Below are 15,076 nucleotides of genomic sequence, written 5' to 3'. Positions count from 1 at the left end.
TAGTTGACAGATTCCACTTTCGCGAGAGCTAGACTCAACACAAATTGCCTAGTGAGGATCGTCGATATCGACGTTGATCGCATCACCATCTTCCCACCCGAACATGATGCGAAAATTGCCCGTGACATCAACCGAGTAGCGCTTCGGCAACCCCTGATGGCTGTGAAACCGATAGCCCGGCAAATTCATGTCTTGAGGAGTCGTTGCGGCATTGAGCGCCTGAAGGATACGGCGCACCTTAGCGTGGTTCTGAACAGGCAGCTTAGACGGGTCGCCACTTTCTGCGAACCTGGCAAGCCCTCGGTGTTGAATTGTCCTAATCATTTGACACATTGTAAGGCAAAACCTTACATTTGTCAAGTAAAACCTTACACTTTGCGTGGCGGGAGCTGATCCTCTTTCTCAGGTTGCCGCTTGTGCGGCTTCGGCTTCGTCGCCAGCATCCGCTTTAGGACTTCATCTTCTTGCTTCTGATCGGTGTCTGTCATGGTCCAAAGGCCTCAATTTGAGGAAGCAGCCGCCGCCTACGCCAACATCATGGATGAAGTGCGTAAGCGAGCCGAGATCGTCAAGGCCGCTCAGAACCCTGTGGCGCAAGGCCTCATTCCGCGACCTGGCCTCAATGATATGTGCGTCCTTCAGCTTAGAAAAATGCACGAGGCGGTAGCTCTGGGCTGCATTGTGGCCCATCGGCTGATCGACACGGCCCAAACAAAGCGAGCGGCGGACTTCTTTCGCGCCGATCTTATTATCAAGTCGCTCGGTAAGGCTGGCTTGGAGCCTTACCCCATCCCGATGCGGCGTGCTCCCGATGGCTACATGGAAGATACGCCCGCACCGTTTCTCGACGCCGACAGATTCAGAGCGGACTACGTCCGTTGCGACAAGTTTTTGCACGTTGGGTATGTTGATGACCGCGAACCGGAAATTCGTCCGGTAAGGCTGGGCAATGCGCTGGACCTGACTAATGAACTCCTAGGCCTGCTGCGCTTTCACCGCATCGAACTGGCTAGCGGAAATGCGTTCTTCGTTGACGTCCCGTTCGATGACGAGCCCGTCTCCATTCACTTCCTTGATCAACGCAAACCCAACGGACCAACCGCCGCGCTCTAGGGCGGCGCGTGTTTCCGCAACTCGGTTAAGGATCGCCGGCCTGTCACCCGTTTGGTTATAGCGACTCATTTGCTGCTTTCTCAAGTATATAATTGCCAAGCGACATGTGCCAGCGATTCGGGAGGTCAAATGCCGTCAAAGTCCGCCACCATGGGTCGATTGCTCGAGGAGAGGGTCATCGAGGGAGAGGTCGTCGCCGAGCCGCGCCGAGCTTCGTCACGGCCTGCGAAATCGCACCGCTCGGTGACGATCAACGCCGCGGAAAGTCCCCTCGGTTGGCTATTTGCCCACGGCCACGTCACCCGCCGCCAGTTTGAGGCAGGGGAAAGACTGCGATCCGACTGGGAGAGGGGCCAATTGTCGCCCAGGGTGACGATGCGCTGGGACGGCGCGCCCGTTGACGGTGGGCGAAGCGGCTCGTCCGATGCGCCCGAACTTGTCGGAACGCAGCTCGACGCGCGGCGGCGGTTCGAAGGGGCGGTAGCGTCCGCGGGTGAGGGCCTGGCTGATATCCTGTGGCGCGTCGTGTGCGCGGGTGAAGGGATGCGGCAGGCGGAGACGGCGCTTGGCTGGCCTGCGCGCGCGGGCAAGCTCGTCCTCGCGTTCGCGCTGGACCGCGTGGCCGACCGTTACCGGGTTCGCTGAACCTTCAGTCCGGGCGTGCCCGCCGAGTTTCGAGTAGGGGCGCTTCCCCGCCTTCACCGTCCTCGTCGACCAATGCGGCCTTGCCAATCTTCCTTGTAGCCCGCTCGGCATCGCGAAGATGGGCTTTACTGACGCCGAAGCCGCTGCTGCTGCGCTTAGCTTCTTCCTTTGCTAGGGATGGCGAAACGCCCGGCCCGCGATGCTCGACGGGTCCGGGCCGCGCAAGGGAGGGAATGCCACGATGATCCTCTATGGTTCAACCATGTCCCCGTTCGTGCGCAAGGTCGCTGCCTATGCGGCGGAGAAGGGAATCGAGCTGAAACTGAGGGCGATCGGCCTTGCCGACCCGGATCCGGATTTTCGCGCCGCGAGCCCCTTCCGGAAAATGCCTGCGCTGGTCGACGGCGACTACAAGCTGGCCGATTCCAGCGCGATTATCCATTACCTTGAGGCGAAGTATCCGACGCCGGAACTCATCCCCGTCGATCCGCAATTGCGCGGGCGCACCATCTGGTACGACGAATTCGCCGACACGCTGCTGTTCGCGTGCGGCGGCAAGATGTTCTTCAACCGGGTGGTGGCGCCCCGCTTCCTGGGTCGAGAGGGGGACGCGGCAATCGCCGACGCGGCGGAGCGTGACGAACTTCCGCCGTTGCTCGATTATCTGGAAGGGGTCGTTCCGGACAGCGGTTTCCTGGTCGACGACCGGCTGACCCTTGCCGACATCGCCGTCGCAAGCCCGTTCGCGAATTTCGATCATTGCGGGGTGAAGATCGACGCAGCGCGGCATCCAAAGGTGAGCGCCTATGTCGAGGGCATTCTGACGCGGCCCTCTTTCGCCCGGCCGATCGCCCGCGAACGCGCCTTCCTGGAACGCGCATGAAAAAAGGGCCGCGGCTCGGTTGAGTCGCGGCCCTCCTTTTCATTGGCTAGCGGCCGTTATTCGCCGTCGAGCGGATTTTGGCGATCGCGGTTCGCCGAGTCTTCGTCCTCGACCAGCTCGCTGCTGGTGTCGCTACCCGACTGTTGGCCGATGAAGCCGGAGCCGCCTTCGCCAGTCTGCTGCGCCGACTGGGCGCTGCCTTCGATGTCACTGCGCTGATCGGTCATCGTGTCACTCTGGCCGGCGCTGCCGTAATCGGCCTGACCCGACTGGCCGGTGGTGTCCGACGACGAGCCGGTCGACGAGCTGTCGCCCGAGCCGAGGCCGCTGCCCATTTCGCCCGGCTGGCCGCCGAGCGACTGGCCGCTATCGCTGCCCTGCGTGCTGCCCTGCGAGGTCGCCTGGCTATCCTTCTGCCAATCCTGCTGGCCCTGACCCTGCTGGCCAGTGGGCTGCTGCGAGGATTGCGATTTGCTGATGTCGCTCTGGCTTCCGGTGCTCGGGTTCTGATTGTCGCGATTTTCCATGGTCGATCCTCTCCAAACTCGCCCCGAGCTCTCGTTAACCAAACGGACCGACCCAATCGCGCGTTCCGTCGGGAAAGCGACGGATGCGACGAAAGGATGGCAGGAATCATTACCGAACCGAAACTAGCTGCCTTGCCCCATGAATTCGCAGACGCCGGCACCGCTCCGGCCATTCGACGAACGGAAAAAAGAAAGCCGCCGAGGAGACCCCGGCGGCTTCTTTTGGTCGGCAGGTGAGGCGCGATTACGCCTCTTCGCTGCTCGCGGTCTCGTCGGTCGGAGCGGCGGTCTCGCCCTCGTCGGCGATGGTGCCGGGCTCGGCGTTGGGGTCGTAGGCTTCGACGAAGCCCGCTTCCTCACGTTCGAACATTTGCGCCATGACGTCGATGCCCTGGGCCTGCAGCTCGGCTTCTTCCGGCGAGCGAGCGACGTTGACCTTGACGGTCACGCTGACTTCCGGGTGAAGCGCGATGCGCACCTCGTGCATGCCGATCGCCTTGATCGGCGCCTTCAGCACGACCTGGCTCTTGGCAACCTTGGCGCCGTCGGAGTCCAGCGCCTCGACGATGTCGCGGGCCGAAACCGAACCGTAAAGCTGGCCGGTGTTCGACGCCTGACGGATCAGCTGGACCGTCTTGCCGTCGATGCCGCCCGAAGCCTTTTCGGCGTCGGCCTTCTTCGAGGCGTTGTCGGCCTCGATCTTGGCGCGGTTCGATTCGAAGACCTTCTTGTTGGCTTCGTTGGCGCGGAGCGCCTTCTTGTTCGGCAGCAGATAGTTGCGTGCAAAGCCGTTCTTGACGGTGACGACGTCACCGATCTGGCCGAGCTTTTCGACGCGTTCGAGCAGGATGACTTCCATCTCTCGCTCTCCTTACTTCACGACGTAGGGAAGCAGGCCGATGTGGCGGGCGCGCTTGATCGCCTTGGCCAGCTCACGCTGCTTCTTGGTCGACACCGCGGTGATGCGGCTGGGGACGATCTTGCCACGCTCGGACACGAAGCCCTGAAGCAGACGAACGTCCTTATAGTCGATGCGGGGGCGTCCTTGCCCGAGAAGGGGCAGGACTTGCGGCGGCGGAAAAACGGACGCGCCATGGGTTAAGCCTCCTGCTCGGCGCGCGGGGCGCGCTCGCTACGGTCGCCACGGTCCGGGCGATCGCCACGGCCGCCGCGCTCCGGACGGTCCGACTTGCGCATTACGGCCGACGGGCCTTCTTCGTGCGCGTCGACGCGGATCGTCATGTAGCGGATGATGTCTTCGTTGATGCCGGTCTGGCGTTCCAGTTCGGCAACCGCCGCCGGCGGGCATCGACGTCGAGCATGACGTAATGCGCCTTGCGGTTCTTGGCGATGCGGTAAGCGAGGCTGCGAAGGCCCCAATTTTCGGTCTTGACCACTTTCCCACCATTGTCGGTGAGGATCTTGGTCGCGTTTTCCGCGAGCGCATCGACCTGGGCTTGGGCCAGGTCCTGCCGCGCAAGGAAAACATGCTCGTAAAGAGCCATGTTCTTGCCACCTATGTTGGCCGATCGCTGACGCCGCACCATGCGAACGCCCCTCCGGCTGTCGTCACAAACATTAGAGCCGCGTCGGAAGCGGGTTCCACGCGGCTGGCGGCCCTATGGCGGAAGGCACCGGAAAAGGCAAGCAGGCCCGCACGCCGTCCAGTGGAGCAATGAGGGCAGTGGAATCGTTATGACAGCAGAAAGGATCAGTGAAGATGCGTAAGACGTCCTTGAAAGTAGCGGCGGCCTCGTTGGCGGCGCTGGCCGCTGCCGGCTGCACGACAACGGGTTTCGGCACGGGCCAGAGCACCACCGGCAACATCGGTGCGACCTTTAACTGGAGCCAAAGCGGCAGCACTCGCGGGACCATGGTGGCGAGCCTGACCAACGGGCAGGTCTATCAGGGCCAGTTCTTCCAGATTACCCAGGAGAGCCGCGTGACCGATTACGGTCCTCTGTGGAGTGGCTGGGGTCCCGGCTATGGCTGGGGCCGCGGCTGGGGCGGCCGGCGCTGGGGATATGGCTGGGGCGGCTGGGGGCCGTGGGGACCGACGGACGAGACCATCACCCACTACAGCGGCCAGGTACTCGCCAACCTCGCCGGCCCGGGCGGCTACATGCGTTGCCACTTTACGCTGATGCGGCCTAGCAGCGGCATGTCGGGCGGTGGCGTCGGCCAGTGCCAGCTGCCGAATTCGACGATCATCCAGGCGCAATTCGTCCCGAGGTACTGACGGCATAGGAACGGGCGGCGGCCGCCACCGCCCGTTCCCGACGGCGCCGCCGGCCGCGGTCGATCAGCAGGTGATGACCACTTGCCGGGTCCGCACCGGCTCATCGAAGCCCTTGAGCGTCGCCTCGCGCAATTCCGAGAAGCGCATTCCCTTGCCTAGGCACATTTCGGCGATGCCGCTGGTCACCAGGACGGTACCGGGATCGGCCCGGGCGCAAAGCCGGGCAGCGAGGTTGACGGTCGATCCGAAAAAGTCGTTGTCGCGCTCGATCGGTTCGCCTGCCGCGGCCCCGATCCGCACCTGGAAAGCGGGCCTTCGTTCGTCTTCCTCCAGTCCGCCGACCGCGCCCTGGATCTCGCAGGCGGCCTTGACCGCATGGAAGGACGACAGGAACACCGCCATGATCCCGTCGCCGGTGTGCTTGATGACCCGGCCATTATGGCCGGTAACGGCACGGCGGACGATGTCATCGTGAGCGGAAAGCAGCGCCATGGCGACATCGTCGCCAAGTCGCTGCGCCATTTCGGTCGATCCGACGATATCGGTGAACATGACGCTGCGGATCGCGGGATCGCGTTCGCCAGTATGCGTGCCGGGCAACAACGCTGCCCCATGATCGTCGTCGCCCCCGCCAAGAAAGCCTTCGACCAGGTCGGGATCGACCTCGATCATCTTCTCGGGACGAAGTCCGTGCGACTCCTCATGGACGCGAATGGCGGCTTCCCGGCTTGGTGCATCGACGAGGCAGAAGACCTTACCGCATTTCTCGTTATGCCAATATTTCTTGTAGTCGACGCCGTGGCGGCTCTGCACCGCCATGTCCGCCTCATGCGCTCGGCGAAGGTCGTCCGCACCGGCGCCGGGAACATTGTGAATGTCGAGGTAAAGCGGCACTGCGACTCCCCGATGCAAGGTGGATTGCATACATGGATTTCGTTGCGCGCGCCAATTGCCGGGGGGATGGGGAATGTGCCATTTGTCCGTGATGGCCACCAGACTGCAGCCGGTTTCGACCACCGACCCCCTCGACGGCATGAGCCTTCCGGGATGGCTTTACCATGCCGAAGAGTTCCTGACCGCCGAGAAGCGTGCCTTCCTTCGAGCCGCGCCGCAGGTAGTGTGCCATGAGGCGGAAATCGGTCAGCCCGGCGAGTGGCGGAGCCTGGAGTATCTTGGCGAGAGCGTGATCGTCATTCGCGGCGACGACGGGCAGGTCCGCGCATTCGCTAACGTCTGCCGTCACCGCGGATCGAGGCTGGTCGACGGGACCGGTGGCTGCGCTCGGGTGCTGACCTGTCCCTATCACGCCTGGAGCTATGCGCGCGATGGAAAGCTGGTTGGCGTACCGCATCGGCAGGAATATCCGGGCTGGATCCGGACGCGCTGGGACTGGTGCCGGTCGCGCTGGAGCGTTGGCGCGGCTTCCTTTTCGTGACGCTGGAGCCAGGCGCGCCGTCGGTGCACGAGATGATGGCGCCCTATGAGCACGAAGTGGCCCCCTACCGGTTCGAGGAGTTGCGACCGATCGGACGGGTGACGATGCGGCCGCGCGCGCTCAACTGGAAGACGATCGCCGACAATTATTCGGACGCCTTGCATATACCGGTCGGTCATCCGGGCCTGACGCGACTGTTCGGGCGAAGCTATTCGGTCGAGGCGCGCGAATGGGTCGACCGGATGGAAGGCGAACTTCGCGTCGACGAAAGCAGCAATCCGTCGGAGCGGGCGTACCAGAAATTCCTGCCCAACGTGGCGCACCTGCCGACCAGCCACCAGCGCAAATGGCTCTATTACAAACTGTTCCCCAATGTCGCCTTCGACATCTATCCCGACCAGGTCGATTTCATGCAGTTCCTGCCGGTGTCGGCGACCGAAACCGTGATCCGCGAAATCAGTTACGCGCTGCCCGACGATCGGCGCGAGATGCGGGCGGTCCGCTATCTCAACTGGCGGATCAACCGGCGGGTCAACGCCGAGGACACCGAGCTGATCGCGCGGGTTCAGAAAGGCATGGGCTCACCGTCCTACGTCGCGGGTCCGCTGGGAACGAGCGAGGTGTCGTTACGCAGCTTCGCCCAGCGGCTTCGGCGGCTTATTCCCGAAGCTCGGCTGGAGCGGGCACCGTCGCCGGGGTGGAGCCGCCAGCCTTCGAATTGAGGCGCCGCGACCACCAGCGAAGCGGGAGGCCGGCGAGCATCAGGCCGAAGCCCCACAGCGTTGCTTCCCATCCCGCGCCAACGAACATCGCGACGGCATAGAGAATTGCGATACCGGCCAGTACCGGCTTTTCGGCCTTCAGCTTCAGCGCGGCGGCGGCGCACACCAGGTAAAGAACCAGCGCGGCGACCGCCGACACCAACGCCACGAAATTGAACACGGTGACGAAATTGTCACTGATGCTGGCCAGCACCAGCAGTACGGCGACCGTCGTGGCCGCCAGCAGCGAGAAGGTCGCAACTCCGGCGCGATTGGTGCGGGCGAACGCGGGCGGCAGATCGCCGGCGTTGGCGATTGACCGGGCGACTTCGACCGACAGCAGGATCAGCGCATTGCCGGTGCCGAAGGCGCTGATTGCGCCGATGACCGCAACCAGCGCCCCGGCGACCGGCCCGAGAGTGGGGGCCGTGGCGTCGGCGAAGGGCGCACTGGAGGAACCGGCGACGGCGGCGGGCAGGAGCCACAGCACCGAGAGCGTTGCGACTAGGTAGATCAGCGCGACGAAAATGGTGCCGTTGACGGTCGCTGATGGCACCACGTCCGCAGCGTCATCGGTGACGTTCGTGCTGACCGCGGCGGATTCGAATCCGGTGAACGCGAACAGCATCAGCGCCGCCGCACCGGCGATCCCAGCCATGCTGATCGGTGCCGGCGCGAGTGCTTCGAGCGGCTGACCGGTGCCAAGGCGCAGGAGGACGAGCAGCACCACCAGCAGCAGGGGCACGATCTTGATCAGCGTGGCCGTGACCTGGAGCATGCCCGCCGAGCGCGCACCGGTCAGGTTGACCAGCGCAAGCACCAGGATCGATCCGATCGCCACTGCCGCGAGCGGCACGCCGGACGAGACCATCGGGAAGACATGGCCAAGCGCTCCGCCGACCGCGATTGCGACTGCTGCAACGCCGGTCCATTGCGAGATGAGGTAGCTCCACATGGTCACGAACGCGGTCGTGTCGCCGAACGCCACGGAAATGTAGGTGTAGGGACCGCCGGGAAGCTTGAGGGCCAGGCGCGCCATCGCCAGCGCCAGACAGATTGTGCCGACGATGGTCACCGCAAACGCCAGGACAATGTTGAAGCCGAATGGCGCGACGGTGGCGGGCAGGACCGTGATCCCCGAGCCGATAATCGTCCCGACCACCATGCACAGGCTCATGACCTTGCCGAGCCGCTTCGATGGCGGAGGCGGTGGAGGCGGCGGCGGCGCGGTGTGGAGTTCCATCGGCACCCGTGTCGCACCGAGTGGCAGGGTTGGCAATCGCGCCGTCCCGGCCTAACCGGCGGCGCGAAAAGGAGAGGGTAATGCGCGCATTTCTATTCCCCGGTCAGGGGAGCCAGTCGGTCGGCATGGGCGCCGCGCTTAGCGAGGCGAGCGCCGCCGCGCGCGACGTGTTCGGCGAGGTCGACGAGGCGCTGGGGCAGAACCTGTTTCGCCTGATGCGCGAAGGTCCCGAGGACGAACTCAAGCTGACTGAAAACGCGCAGCCGGCGATCATGGCGCATGCGCTGGCGGTATATCGCGTGCTGACCCGCGAGGGTGGTTTTCAGCTGGAAAAGGCCGCGAATTTCGTCGCGGGACACAGTCTCGGCGAATATTCGGCGCTCGCCGGTGCGGGATCGTTCGACCTGTCGACAACCGCCAAGCTGTTGAAGCTTCGCGGTCAGGCGATGCAGGCGGCGGTGCCGGTCGGCGAAGGCGCGATGGCGGCGCTGCTGGGCGCCGACGTCGAACTCGCCAAGCGCATCGCCGCGACCGCCGCCGAGGGGGAGGTTTGCGAGGTCGCCAACGACAACGATCCGTCGCAGGTGGTCATTTCCGGGCACAAAGGCGCCATTGATCGCGCCATCGCCCTTGCCAAGGACATGGGCGCGAAGCGTGCGGTGGCGCTGCCGGTGTCGGCGCCATTCCACTGCAGCCTGATGCAGCCCGCTGCCGACGCCATGGCCGACGCGCTGGGCAAGGTCGAGATCGTGGCGCCGTGTGTGCCGCTCTACGCCAATGTCACTGCCGCCGCGGCCGCCAATCCGCAGGTCATCCGCGACCAGCTTGTCGAGCAGGTCACCGGCATGGTCCGCTGGCGCGAGAGCATCGCCAACATGGCCGCAGAGGGCGTCGAGGAATTCGTCGAACTGGGCGGCAGGGTGCTGGGCCCGATGGTCAAGCGCATCGCGCCCGACGCCAAGGTAACGAGCGTCGTCACCATCGAAGATATCGAAGCCATCGCCAAGGAGATCGCATGATGTTTGACCTCAGCGGGATGACCGCGCTCGTGACTGGCGCTTCGGGCGGTCTTGGAAGCGCCATCGCCAAGTCGCTCGCCGCGCAGGGGGCCCGGCTGGCTGTGTCCGGCAGCAATGTCGACAAGCTCGAGGCCTTCGCGGCGGAGCTTGGCGGCGATCACGTCGCGTTGCCGTGCAACCTGAGCGACGGCGCGGCGGTCGACGCGCTGGTACCGCAGGCGGTGGAAGCGCTCGGCAAGCTCGACATCCTCGTCAACAACGCCGGCATCACCCGCGACAACCTCGCGATGCGGATGAAGGACGAGGAGTTCTCCGAGGTCCTGAAGGTCAACCTGGAAGCTGCCTTCCGCCTGATGCGCGCGGCGGCCAAGCCGATGATGAAGGCGCGCTTCGGGCGCATCATTTCGATCACCTCGGTGGTCGGGGTCACCGGCAACCCGGGCCAGGCCAACTATGTCGCGTCGAAAGCCGGCCTGATCGGCATGTCGAAGGCGATGGCCCAGGAACTGGCGACGCGCGGAATCACGGTCAATTGCGTCGCGCCGGGCTTCATGACCTCGGCGATGACCGACGCGCTGAGCGACCAGCAGCGGGAGGGCATCCTGTCGAAGATCCCTACGGGTGCGATGGGCACTGGCGACGATATCGCTGCGGCGGTGGTCTATCTGGCGAGCCGTGAAGCGGGGTACGTCACGGGGCAGACACTGCACGTGAATGGCGGGATGGCGATGCCCTAAGCGCCCTGCTGAGCGCGACGCCGAGGATGGCGAGCGCGCTCATCAGGCCGAGCGGGATGCTGGTGTAGAGAGCCGTCGTCCGCGCGATCAGCGGCGCGATCCAGCAGAGGGCGAGGATCGGCCGCTCCCAGTCGCGCCAGCCGTGCTGCTCTCCGTCCTTCCACAGGAAAGCGATTCCGGCGAGCAGGACGACGAGATCGTAGTCGAGTACGTAAGGCGTCGCGATGATCGCGGCGGCGGTGACCGCGGCATTGCGGAGCATCGGGCGGCCGCGCATCGCCAGCCAGATCGAAGCCCCGATAGCGGCGATGCTGAACATTGCTTGCACCGCGTACGAGGGTTGCACCGGCAAGCCCCAAGCGCGCACCGCGGCGAACGGCGAGACCAGCTTGTACCAGCCGGTGGTGCCGGCCTCGATGACCACGCGCTTGGTCAGCGGCAGGCTGTCGATGAAGCTGTGCCATGGCGCAGGACCCCAGATGGCGACGGTGATCGCGATGAGGACGAGCGACGACACCGCGCCGCCGGCAATCGCCCGCCACTGCCGCGCGAATAGCAGGACCGGTGGGATGACCAGTGCGAATTGCGGCTTGTAGAGCAGGCATCCGAAGAGCAGCCCGGCCACGAACGGCCGCCGGTCGAGCAGGGCGAGGCCGCCACCGAGCAGCAGCGCCGTGAGGAAGCCGTTCTGCCCATGGGTGAGGCACACCAGCACGACCGGCGCGCCGAGCACGAACAGCCGGCCGTCGCGGCGGTCGAGGAAGCGCTGGCCAGCGACCGCCAGCGGACCGAGTGTCACGACCTGCCACAGCACCAGCGCCGTCACGTAGGGCAGGAAGGCGAGCAGAGACGCGACCAGCAGGAAGGGCGGGGGGTAATGCCAGCCGTAGAGCTCGACCGTCTTTGATTGATGCAGTTGCTGCTGGACCGCGAAGTGCGTCGGCCAGTCCCACACCCGCGCGGCCTGTCCATCGAGGGCCATCCGGCCCGCGGTCCAGACCTGCGAGAAGTCGGTGCCGAGCGGACGGCCGACGGCGTCGAGCGTGCCGTTACTGGTCAGGAACAACCAGGCGACGGTGGCGACCGTCACGCTGAGACTGGCGGCCGCGACCAGCCGCGCCCGATCCGCCGTCAGCCAATTCCCCGAACGAATGCTCCCCATGCCCCTTCCTAGAGACGAACGGACGGCGGGCCACATCCCTTGTCGTCGCGAAAGCGACCCCTATATCGCCGGGCGAAACATCAACCGGTCCCGGGGCAATCGGGACCAAAACAGGCGCGTATTGAGAGGGACGATTTATGGGAAAAGTGATCGGGATTGACCTCGGCACGACCAACAGCTGCGTCGCGGTCATGGAGGGCGGGAAGCCAAAGGTTATCGAAAACAGCGAGGGCGCACGCACGACCCCGTCGGTCGTCGCGTTCACCAAGGACGGCGAGCGACTGATCGGCCAGCCGGCCAAGCGCCAGGCGGTGACCAATCCCGACAACACCATCTTCGCGGTGAAGCGCCTGATCGGGCGCCGGTTCGATGACCCGATCACCAAGAAGGACACCGAGCTGGTCCCTTACAAGATCGTCAAGGGCGCGAACGGCGACGCGTGGGTCGCGGCCGGCGGCAAGGATTATTCGCCGTCGCAGATCAGCGCCTTCACGCTTCAGAAGATGAAGGAAACCGCCGAGGCCTATCTCGGCGAGACGGTCACCCAGGCGGTCATCACCGTCCCGGCCTATTTCAACGACGCCCAGCGCCAGGCGACCAAGGACGCCGGCCAGATCGCGGGCCTCGAGGTGCTGCGCATCATCAACGAGCCGACCGCGGCGGCGCTGGCCTATGGCCTCGAGAAGAACGACGGCAAGACGATCGCGGTTTATGACCTTGGCGGCGGTACGTTCGACGTGTCGGTCCTCGAAATCGGTGACGGCGTGTTTGAGGTGAAGTCGACCAACGGCGACACCTTCCTTGGCGGCGAAGACTTCGACGCCAAGATCGTCGAGTTCCTTGCCGACAAGTTCAAGGCGAAGGAGAACATCGACCTCCGCACCGATCGCCTTGCCCTGCAGCGCCTGAAGGAAGCCGCGGAGAAGGCGAAGATCGAGCTGTCATCGGCCCAGTCGACCGAGATCAACCAGCCATTCATCACCGCCCGCATGGAAGGCGGAGCGACCACGCCGCTGCACCTGGTCGAAACGATCACCCGCGCCGATCTTGAAAAGCTGGTCCAGGGCCTGATCGACCGCACCAAGGAGCCGATGAAGAAGGCGCTGGCCGATGCGGGCCTGAAGGCCAGTGACATCGACGATGTCGTGCTGGTCGGCGGCATGACCCGCATGCCGCGCGTGCGTGAAGTGGTGAAGGAATTCTTCGGCAAGGAACCGCACATCGGCGTCAACCCGGACGAAGTCGTCGCCATGGGCGCCGCGATCCAGGCCGGCGTGCTCCAGGGCGACGTCAAGGACGTGCTGCTGCTCGACGTCACCCCGCTATCGCTGGGCATCGAGACGCTGGGCGGCGTGTTTACCCGCATGATCGATCGCAACACGACGATCCCGACCAAGAAGTCGCAGACCTTCTCGACCGCCGACGACAACCAGAACGCGGTGACCATCCGCGTTTTCCAGGGCGAGCGCGAAATGGCGGCGGACAACAAGTCGCTGGGCCAGTTCGACCTGGTCGGAATCCCGCCGGCGCCGCGCGGCGTGCCGCAGATCGAAGTAACGTTCGACATCGACGCCAACGGCATCGTCAACGTCCACGCCAAGGACAAGGGCACGGGCAAGGAACAGCAGATCCGCATCCAGGCCTCGGGCGGGCTTAGCGACGCCGACATCGAAAAGATGGTGAGCGAAGCCGAGCAGTTCGCCGAAGAGGACAAGAAGCGGCGCGCCGGGGCCGAAGCCAAGAACCAGGCCGAGAGCCTGATCCACTCGACCGAGAACCAGCTCAAGGAGCATGGCGACAAGGTCGACGCCGGCCTCAAGTCTGAGATCGAAACGGCCATCGCCGAAGCCAGGACTGCGGTCGAGGGCGGCGACGCCGATGCGATGACGCAGAAGAGCGAGGCGCTGGCGCAGGTCGCGATGAAGCTTGGCCAGGCGATCTACGAGAAGACTCAGGCCGAAGGCGGCGCCGATGCCACCACGGCGTCGGCCAATGCTGGCGAGTCTTCCGAAGCCAAGGCCGACGAGGACGTGGTCGACGCCGAATTTTCGGAAGTCGACGACGAAAACAAGGGCTGATAGGACGTGAAGAACGCGGCGCCGGTCTCCCTTCTTAGGGCCCCGGCGCCGCTTCTTCTATTCAAGGGACCGTGATGGTCAGCGAAGACTATTACGAACTGCTCGGCGTTGCGCGCGACGCCGACGGGGCGACGATCAAATCGGCTTTCCGGCGCCTGGCGATGGAGTGTCATCCCGACCGCCATGGCGGCTGCACCGACAAGGAAGCCAAGTTCAAGTCGCTGAACGAGGCCTATGATTGCCTGAAGGATCCGCAGAAGCGCGCGGCCTACGACCGGTTCGGCCATGCCGCGTTCCAGAACGGGGGCGGCGGCAGCCCGTTCGGGCAGGGCAATGGCGCGGGCTTCGACGGCTTCTCCGACATTTTTTCGTCGATCTTCGGCGAATTCATGGACCCACGTGCGCAGCAGGCCAACGCGGCGCGCGGCTCCGACCTGCGTTATGACCTCGACCTGACGCTTGAGGAGGCGTTCGCGGGGTCGGAGCAGACGATCCAGATCGATGCGCTTGCGACCTGCGAGCCGTGCGAAGGGCGCGGCAGCAAGGGCGATAGCCGTCCGCAGCGATGCGCGACCTGCAACGGGCACGGAAAAGTCCGTGCCCAACAGGGCTTTTTCGTCGTCGAACGCGGCTGTCCGGCGTGCCTGGGGTCGGGCGAGACGATCGCCGACCCCTGTCCAACTTGTCACGGCGAGGGCCGTGCGCTGAAGCGCCGAAAGATCAGCGTCAACGTGCCGGCCGGCGTCGATGAAGGAACGCGCATCCGTGTCGCCAACGAGGGCGAGGCGGGGGTTCGCGGGGCACAGTCGGGCGACCTTTACCTCTTCGTCCACATGAAGCGGCACCAGCTGTTCGAGCGCGAGGGGACGACGCTGGTCGCCGAAGCGCCAATCAGCTTCTCGACTGCCGCGCTCGGCGGGTCGATCGAAATCCCCGGCATTGACGGCGCCAAGATCGAACTCAAGATTCCGGCCGGTATCCAGTCAGGCGAGACGCTGCGTCAGCGCGGGCGGGCATGAGCCTGCTCAACAGTCGCGGCCGCGGCGACCTGATGGCGCGCATCCTGGTCGAAACGCCGACCAAGCTGACGAAAGAGCAGCGCGCGATCCTGGAACAGTATCGAGAGACCGAGACAGGCGACGAATGCCCGGCAAGCAAGGGCTTCTTCGCTCGCGCGCGGAAGATCTTCGAAGGCTAGGCCTGGTTTTCGAACAGCGTGGGAAGCTGCCGGCTG

The 15,076-nt window shown here is 64.7% G+C and carries 15 protein-coding genes and 3 pseudogenes; 10 read left to right on the top strand and 8 right to left on the bottom strand.

All coding sequences use genetic code 11. From position 1 onward, the window contains the following. Positions 1-48: 48 nt before the first annotated feature. Complete coding sequence (locus H9L12_RS07185) at positions 49-324, bottom strand: type II toxin-antitoxin system RelE/ParE family toxin (RefSeq protein ID WP_187541164.1); 276 nt, start codon at positions 322-324, stop codon at positions 49-51. 162 nt (positions 325-486) lie between these two features. Between H9L12_RS07185 and H9L12_RS07180 the strand changes: the two genes are divergently transcribed. The 3 genes from H9L12_RS07180 (at position 487) to H9L12_RS07170 (ending at position 2,641) form a co-directional block, all read left to right on the top strand. Next, positions 487-1,113 carry a hypothetical protein gene (locus H9L12_RS07180; RefSeq protein ID WP_187541163.1) on the top strand — a complete coding sequence of 209 codons (627 nt, stop codon included), beginning with the start codon at positions 487-489 and terminating at the stop codon, positions 1,111-1,113. A 129-nt stretch (positions 1,114-1,242) separates the two neighbouring features. Then, the gene (locus H9L12_RS07175) at positions 1,243-1,758 is read left to right on the top strand and encodes a DUF6456 domain-containing protein (RefSeq protein ID WP_246450272.1); all 516 of its coding nucleotides are present in this window, start codon (positions 1,243-1,245) and stop codon (positions 1,756-1,758) included. 241 nt (positions 1,759-1,999) lie between these two features. Next, positions 2,000-2,641 (top strand): glutathione S-transferase family protein, encoded by a 642-nt coding sequence (locus H9L12_RS07170; RefSeq protein WP_187541162.1) that lies wholly within the window; start codon positions 2,000-2,002, stop codon positions 2,639-2,641. Positions 2,642-2,697: 56 nt separating this feature from the next. Here the strand turns inward: H9L12_RS07170 and H9L12_RS07165 are convergent, their stop codons facing one another. The 4 genes and pseudogenes from H9L12_RS07165 to rpsF all read right to left on the bottom strand — a co-directional run bounded on the left by H9L12_RS07165 (position 2,698) and on the right by rpsF (position 4,673). After that, complete coding sequence (locus tag H9L12_RS07165; RefSeq protein WP_187541161.1) at positions 2,698-3,168, bottom strand: hypothetical protein; 471 nt, start codon at positions 3,166-3,168, stop codon at positions 2,698-2,700. A gap of 244 nt (positions 3,169-3,412) precedes the next feature. After that, positions 3,413-4,027, bottom strand: coding sequence for a 50S ribosomal protein L9 (rplI, locus tag H9L12_RS07160; RefSeq protein WP_187541160.1), 615 nt, complete (start codon positions 4,025-4,027; stop codon positions 3,413-3,415). 12 nt (positions 4,028-4,039) lie between these two features. Continuing rightward, a pseudogene (gene rpsR, locus H9L12_RS07155) lies at positions 4,040-4,263 on the bottom strand (30S ribosomal protein S18). Positions 4,264-4,266: 3 nt separating this feature from the next. Continuing rightward, positions 4,267-4,673, bottom strand: a pseudogene (rpsF, locus tag H9L12_RS07150) (30S ribosomal protein S6). 215 nt (positions 4,674-4,888) lie between these two features. Between rpsF and H9L12_RS07145 the strand changes: the two are divergent. Beyond that, on the top strand, positions 4,889-5,407 hold the full coding sequence (locus tag H9L12_RS07145; RefSeq protein ID WP_246450271.1) for a hypothetical protein: 519 nt from the start codon (positions 4,889-4,891) through the stop codon (positions 5,405-5,407). 63 nt (positions 5,408-5,470) lie between these two features. On the opposite strand, the gene H9L12_RS07140 is transcribed toward H9L12_RS07145, so the two are convergent. Beyond that, a complete protein-coding gene (locus H9L12_RS07140; protein ID WP_187541159.1) occupies positions 5,471-6,319 on the bottom strand; it encodes a nickel-binding protein in 849 nt (282 codons plus the stop codon). A 55-nt stretch (positions 6,320-6,374) separates the two neighbouring features. Between H9L12_RS07140 and H9L12_RS14435 the strand changes: the two genes are divergently transcribed. Both H9L12_RS14435 and H9L12_RS07135 read left to right on the top strand, forming a co-directional pair. After that, positions 6,375-6,842, top strand: a complete 468-nt coding sequence (locus H9L12_RS14435) for an aromatic ring-hydroxylating oxygenase subunit alpha (RefSeq protein ID WP_425506765.1) — start codon at positions 6,375-6,377, stop codon at positions 6,840-6,842. Continuing rightward, positions 6,800-7,564, top strand: coding sequence for an RHO alpha subunit C-terminal catalytic domain-containing protein (locus H9L12_RS07135; RefSeq protein WP_425506764.1), 765 nt, complete (start codon positions 6,800-6,802; stop codon positions 7,562-7,564). The genes H9L12_RS14435 and H9L12_RS07135 overlap by 43 nt, the downstream gene beginning before the upstream one ends. Here H9L12_RS07135 and H9L12_RS07130 read toward each other — a convergent pair. Then, the gene (locus H9L12_RS07130) at positions 7,500-8,846 is read right to left on the bottom strand and encodes an APC family permease (protein WP_187541158.1); all 1,347 of its coding nucleotides are present in this window, start codon (positions 8,844-8,846) and stop codon (positions 7,500-7,502) included. The genes H9L12_RS07135 and H9L12_RS07130 overlap by 65 nt on opposite strands. Positions 8,847-8,926: 80 nt before the next feature. Here H9L12_RS07130 and fabD point away from each other — a divergent pair, with 80 nt between their 5' ends. Further along, complete coding sequence (gene fabD, locus H9L12_RS07125; RefSeq protein WP_187541157.1) at positions 8,927-9,865, top strand: ACP S-malonyltransferase; 939 nt, start codon at positions 8,927-8,929, stop codon at positions 9,863-9,865. Continuing rightward, positions 9,865-10,602, top strand: a complete 738-nt coding sequence (gene fabG, locus H9L12_RS07120) for a 3-oxoacyl-[acyl-carrier-protein] reductase (RefSeq protein WP_187543202.1) — start codon at positions 9,865-9,867, stop codon at positions 10,600-10,602. Before fabD ends, fabG begins: the two co-directional genes overlap by 1 nt. Here the strand turns inward: fabG and H9L12_RS07115 are convergent. Next, on the bottom strand, positions 10,556-11,764 hold the full coding sequence (locus H9L12_RS07115; RefSeq protein WP_187541156.1) for a glycosyltransferase family 87 protein: 1,209 nt from the start codon (positions 11,762-11,764) through the stop codon (positions 10,556-10,558). The genes fabG and H9L12_RS07115 overlap by 47 nt on opposite strands. Before the next feature lie 137 nt (positions 11,765-11,901). Here H9L12_RS07115 and dnaK point away from each other — a divergent pair, with 137 nt between their 5' ends. Both dnaK and dnaJ read left to right on the top strand, forming a co-directional pair. Next, on the top strand, positions 11,902-13,842 hold the full coding sequence (dnaK, locus tag H9L12_RS07110; RefSeq protein ID WP_187541155.1) for a molecular chaperone DnaK: 1,941 nt from the start codon (positions 11,902-11,904) through the stop codon (positions 13,840-13,842). Positions 13,843-13,916: 74 nt separating this feature from the next. Next, a pseudogene (gene dnaJ, locus H9L12_RS07105) lies at positions 13,917-15,040 on the top strand (molecular chaperone DnaJ). Positions 15,041-15,076: the final 36 nt, after the last annotated feature.

Source organism: Sphingomonas rhizophila (assembly GCF_014396585.1).
In the GTDB taxonomy this organism is placed as follows: Bacteria; Pseudomonadota; Alphaproteobacteria; order Sphingomonadales; family Sphingomonadaceae; genus Sphingomicrobium; species Sphingomicrobium rhizophilum.
Note: the sequence above shows the minus strand (reverse complement) of the source record. Positions and strands in the feature narration are given on the sequence as shown.

Bases quoted from the DNA above. Each gene is read 5' to 3' on its own strand.
- H9L12_RS07170 (WP_187541162.1), top strand. From the start codon at position 2,000: ATGATCCTCTATGGTTCAACCATGTCCCCGTTCGTGCGCAAGGTCGCT.
- H9L12_RS07115 (WP_187541156.1), bottom strand. From the start codon at position 11,764: ATGGGGAGCATTCGTTCGGGGAATTGGCTGACGGCGGATCGGGCGCGG.
- fabD (WP_187541157.1), top strand. From the start codon at position 8,927: ATGCGCGCATTTCTATTCCCCGGTCAGGGGAGCCAGTCGGTCGGCATG.
- H9L12_RS07175 (WP_246450272.1), top strand. From the start codon at position 1,243: ATGCCGTCAAAGTCCGCCACCATGGGTCGATTGCTCGAGGAGAGGGTC.
- rplI (WP_187541160.1), bottom strand. From the start codon at position 4,027: ATGGAAGTCATCCTGCTCGAACGCGTCGAAAAGCTCGGCCAGATCGGT.
- H9L12_RS07130 (WP_187541158.1), bottom strand. From the start codon at position 8,846: ATGGAACTCCACACCGCGCCGCCGCCGCCTCCACCGCCTCCGCCATCG.
- dnaK (WP_187541155.1), top strand. From the start codon at position 11,902: ATGGGAAAAGTGATCGGGATTGACCTCGGCACGACCAACAGCTGCGTC.
- H9L12_RS07180 (WP_187541163.1), top strand. From the start codon at position 487: ATGGTCCAAAGGCCTCAATTTGAGGAAGCAGCCGCCGCCTACGCCAAC.
- H9L12_RS07145 (WP_246450271.1), top strand. From the start codon at position 4,889: ATGCGTAAGACGTCCTTGAAAGTAGCGGCGGCCTCGTTGGCGGCGCTG.
- H9L12_RS14435 (WP_425506765.1), top strand. From the start codon at position 6,375: ATGTGCCATTTGTCCGTGATGGCCACCAGACTGCAGCCGGTTTCGACC.
- fabG (WP_187543202.1), top strand. From the start codon at position 9,865: ATGTTTGACCTCAGCGGGATGACCGCGCTCGTGACTGGCGCTTCGGGC.
- H9L12_RS07165 (WP_187541161.1), bottom strand. From the start codon at position 3,168: ATGGAAAATCGCGACAATCAGAACCCGAGCACCGGAAGCCAGAGCGAC.
- H9L12_RS07185 (WP_187541164.1), bottom strand. From the start codon at position 324: ATGATTAGGACAATTCAACACCGAGGGCTTGCCAGGTTCGCAGAAAGT.